The following is a 3,162-nucleotide window of genomic DNA, read 5'->3' as shown; positions in this document are numbered from 1 at the left end:
AGATTCTTTGCTGATTTCTTCCTCGTCTTCGGGTGTCATCAAGGGAATCAATTCAGAATCGTGGTCTAAATCTTGGAGTGACAAACTGTCTATGCTGATAAAGTTTCTTTCGTTCATAAGGATATTATTCCGTCAAAATGTCATCTGATGCAATTTGCGTTCAAATGAATTTTATAAATGTAAATATTAATTAGCTGTTTATCAAATATTTGAAAATATATATGCAATTTTACTGACTGAATAAGTCAATAGTTATGCCATACGAATGTTTAAGTTTCCATGAAAACAGTGTCAAACTGAGTTCGTTCAATCCCAATAACATCCGTTTCGGGTCTCGATACAACTTTATTGAAGTAACCATTGACACTTCGAGTTTTTGTTTTTTGTTATCGCAAAAAAGAAAAGTATTGAGAAGCGCATTCGTGCCTTACGGAATCACGCTCCAGAGTAGTAAGTATCGGGAGGTTAAAACAAATCGCTGTGGGTTCCTGTTCTAATCAGTGTAATTAGCTTTATGGTTTCATTTTGTTCCCAAACCAATAGCCAATCGGGTTGAACGTGGCATTCCCATAAACCTGCATAGTTTCCTTTTAAAGTATGCGGTTTGTATTTTGACGGGAGTTTGCCTTCGATTACGAGTATAGTGATTACTTTGTCAAGCAACTTCATATTTAAACCCCGTTTTTTAGCAAGTTTTAAATCTTTTTCTGTGGTTTGCATTTCTTTCTCGGCGTCTTGTAACAGTTTTTCTATTTTGTGAAGTGCTTCTAAATAACCACTTTCTTTTTTTTGTAAATTATTAATTTCATTTTTAACCGTTTTAATCTGTTGATCTATCTTTTTTAATCTCTCGTTTTCCTCTATTATCTTTTGATTATAGCTTTCACTCTCCCCATATCCAAATAAAACAGCAAATAAAATAAAGATTAAAATTAATATCCAAGTAGAAAATATTTTTTTATTCCTCTCCAAAACTAATCTCTTCTTAAACATTTAAATATTTCCCTACTGAAAACATACTTCCCAAAATTCCTACTAAACTCCCCAACAACACAATTGCTAGGCCTAGGGGTAATAAATCCATTTTATTCCCTACCATGGGCAAAAAAGGAATGACTTGATGTACTTTATTTATCGCAAAAAAATAAAAGTTATATAAAATTATTATAGCTAGAATGGCAGAGATAAAACCCTGTAGAAAACCCTCAATTATAAAGGGCCATTTAATAAACTGGGAGGTAGCTCCAACTAAGCTCATTATCTCAATTTCTTGTCTCCTCGCATACACAGTAATTCTCATTATATTAGATATAATTAAAATTGAAGCAAAGACTAAAAGTACTAGTATTAAAACTCCAGCTCTTCTAAATATATAAGTAAAGTTTAACAATCTTTCCACAGTCTCCTGACCATAATCTACTTCTTCTACTTTTTTTAATTTAGCTACTCGATTAGCAATTTGTTCAATCGTCTTAGAGTCCTTTACCTTTATCTCAAAAGAGGCTGGAAGAGGATTTACTTCTATAGCAGTAAATATATCTTTTTGATCTCCCAAATCTTTTAATAAACGCTGATAAGCCTCCTCTTTAGATATAAATTTTACTTCTTTTATTCCGTCTACTGAAACAATAGTATTTTTTAAATTGTCTAACTCAGTCTTAGAAATATCATCTTCTAAATATACTACAATCTCTAACTGAGATTCTATATTTTTTAGAAAAAGATTAGAATTTAGGTAAATCAATAGAAATACTCCGACCACCATTAAAATAGTAGTAATACTTATAATAGCTGCCAGACTCATTAAAGTACTTCTCCTAAAACTAAGCAAAGCCTCTTTAAAATAAAATCCCATATTCTCAAAAATCATCTTAATATATCCCTCTTTGTGTATCTTCTATTATTTTTCCTCGTTCAACTCTAACCACTCGCTTTTTAGCTTTATCTACTATAAGTTTATTATGAGAAGCCATTATAATAGTAGTCCCTCGTATATTGATATGAAATAAGAGCTGCATAATCTCCCAGGAAGTATCAGGGTCTAAATTACCGGTAGGTTCATCGGTCAACAATATTAATGGTTCATTGGCAATAGCTCTGGCAATACATAGTTTCTGTTGCTCTCCTCCTGAAAGCAATTGAGATTTAACATTCTTTTTATGTTCTAGCCCCATTAAATTAAGAACTTTCTTAACCTGTTGTCTTATCTCAAAGTTAGTTGCTCCAATTGCTTTTAATCCAAAGGAAATATTTTCATATACCGTCCTATTATATAATAATTTAAAATCTTGAAAGACAATACCAATATTACGTCTTAAATAAGGTATATAACTGGGTTTAAGTCGAGATATATTTATACCATCAATAATTACCTGTCCCTTAGTGGGAATAATTTCTCGGTAAATCAATTTTAAAAAAGTGCTCTTTCCGGCCCCGGTAGGACCCACTAAAAAAACAAACTCACCCTTTCTTATATGAATATTAACATCTATTAAAGCCTGAATTTTAGGGTGATAAGTTTTATAGACATGAAACATCCTGATCATATCCAATAATAACCTCAATAGTTAAATCTTTAAAAGTTTAAAAACCAAATTATTATTAATTAGAGCTTTTTCTTTTAAATCCTTTACTTTTTCAGATAAAATCTCTTTTATTCTATCCTTATTTTCTCTAATATATTCTATTTTTTCTTGAATTTTTTCTAAAGAAACATTATCTAATTCTAATAATAACTCAGATAAGCCCAACTCCGCTACAAAATTTTTAACTTTAGGATCATATTTAAAAGCAATAAAAGGAAGGTTAGCCATACTGGAAAATATAATAGAATGAAGTCTAACTCCAATCAGCAAAGAAAATTGAGATAGAATAGAAATTAACTCTTCCGGTTCAAGTTTTATTTTCAAGATATCAGCCTGGTTTTTCATCAAAGATAATATCTCTTCACTAACCTGCACATCATCATCAAATTCAAAGGGAAGAAAAACAATTTTTACTTTATATTTTTCGATTAAATAATCAGCCAATTGGGCAAACATTATTTTTAAATCTGACCTATTACCCTTATATTTTCTGACTGATACTCCGATTATCGGACGGTTATCTGAATTCATTAATTTCTGAATATGAGGGTAATGATTTAAAATACAGTTAATATCT

4 protein-coding genes are annotated in these 3,162 nt (G+C 30.6%); all 4 read right to left on the bottom strand.

Annotation, left to right across the window (positions count from 1 at the left end; all coding sequences use genetic code 11):
* Nucleotides 1–465 precede the first annotated feature (465 nt).
* Nucleotides 466–720: a type II toxin-antitoxin system YafQ family toxin gene (locus COZ07_RS10105; RefSeq protein WP_406608440.1), complete on the bottom strand. Its 255-nt coding sequence runs from the start codon at nucleotides 718–720 to the stop codon at nucleotides 466–468.
* Between the two features lie 265 nt (nucleotides 721–985).
* The gene (gene ftsX / locus COZ07_RS10100) at nucleotides 986–1,870 is read right to left on the bottom strand and encodes a permease-like cell division protein FtsX (protein ID WP_406608438.1); all 885 of its coding nucleotides are present in this window, start codon (nucleotides 1,868–1,870) and stop codon (nucleotides 986–988) included.
* Nucleotide 1,871: 1 nt separating this feature from the next.
* Nucleotides 1,872–2,546: a cell division ATP-binding protein FtsE gene (gene ftsE, locus COZ07_RS10095; RefSeq protein ID WP_406608439.1), complete on the bottom strand. Its 675-nt coding sequence runs from the start codon at nucleotides 2,544–2,546 to the stop codon at nucleotides 1,872–1,874.
* A gap of 21 nt (nucleotides 2,547–2,567) precedes the next feature.
* Nucleotides 2,568–3,162, bottom strand: a 595-nt coding sequence (locus COZ07_RS10090) for a polysaccharide pyruvyl transferase family protein (protein WP_406608437.1), incomplete at its 5' end; no start/stop codon positions are given.

Origin of the sequence: Candidatus Infernicultor aquiphilus (assembly GCF_002784285.1) — a bacterium.
Classification (GTDB): Bacteria; Atribacterota; Phoenicimicrobiia; order Phoenicimicrobiales; family Phoenicimicrobiaceae; genus Infernicultor; species Infernicultor aquiphilus.
Note: the sequence above shows the minus strand (reverse complement) of the source record. Positions and strands in the feature narration are given on the sequence as shown.

Excerpts from the sequence above, each read along its gene's own strand:
- COZ07_RS10105 (WP_406608440.1), bottom strand. The coding sequence starts at position 720 with ATGCAAACCACAGAAAAAGATTTAAAACTTGCTAAAAAACGGGGTTTA.
- ftsX (WP_406608438.1), bottom strand. The coding sequence starts at position 1,870 with ATGATTTTTGAGAATATGGGATTTTATTTTAAAGAGGCTTTGCTTAGT.
- ftsE (WP_406608439.1), bottom strand. The coding sequence starts at position 2,546 with ATGATCAGGATGTTTCATGTCTATAAAACTTATCACCCTAAAATTCAG.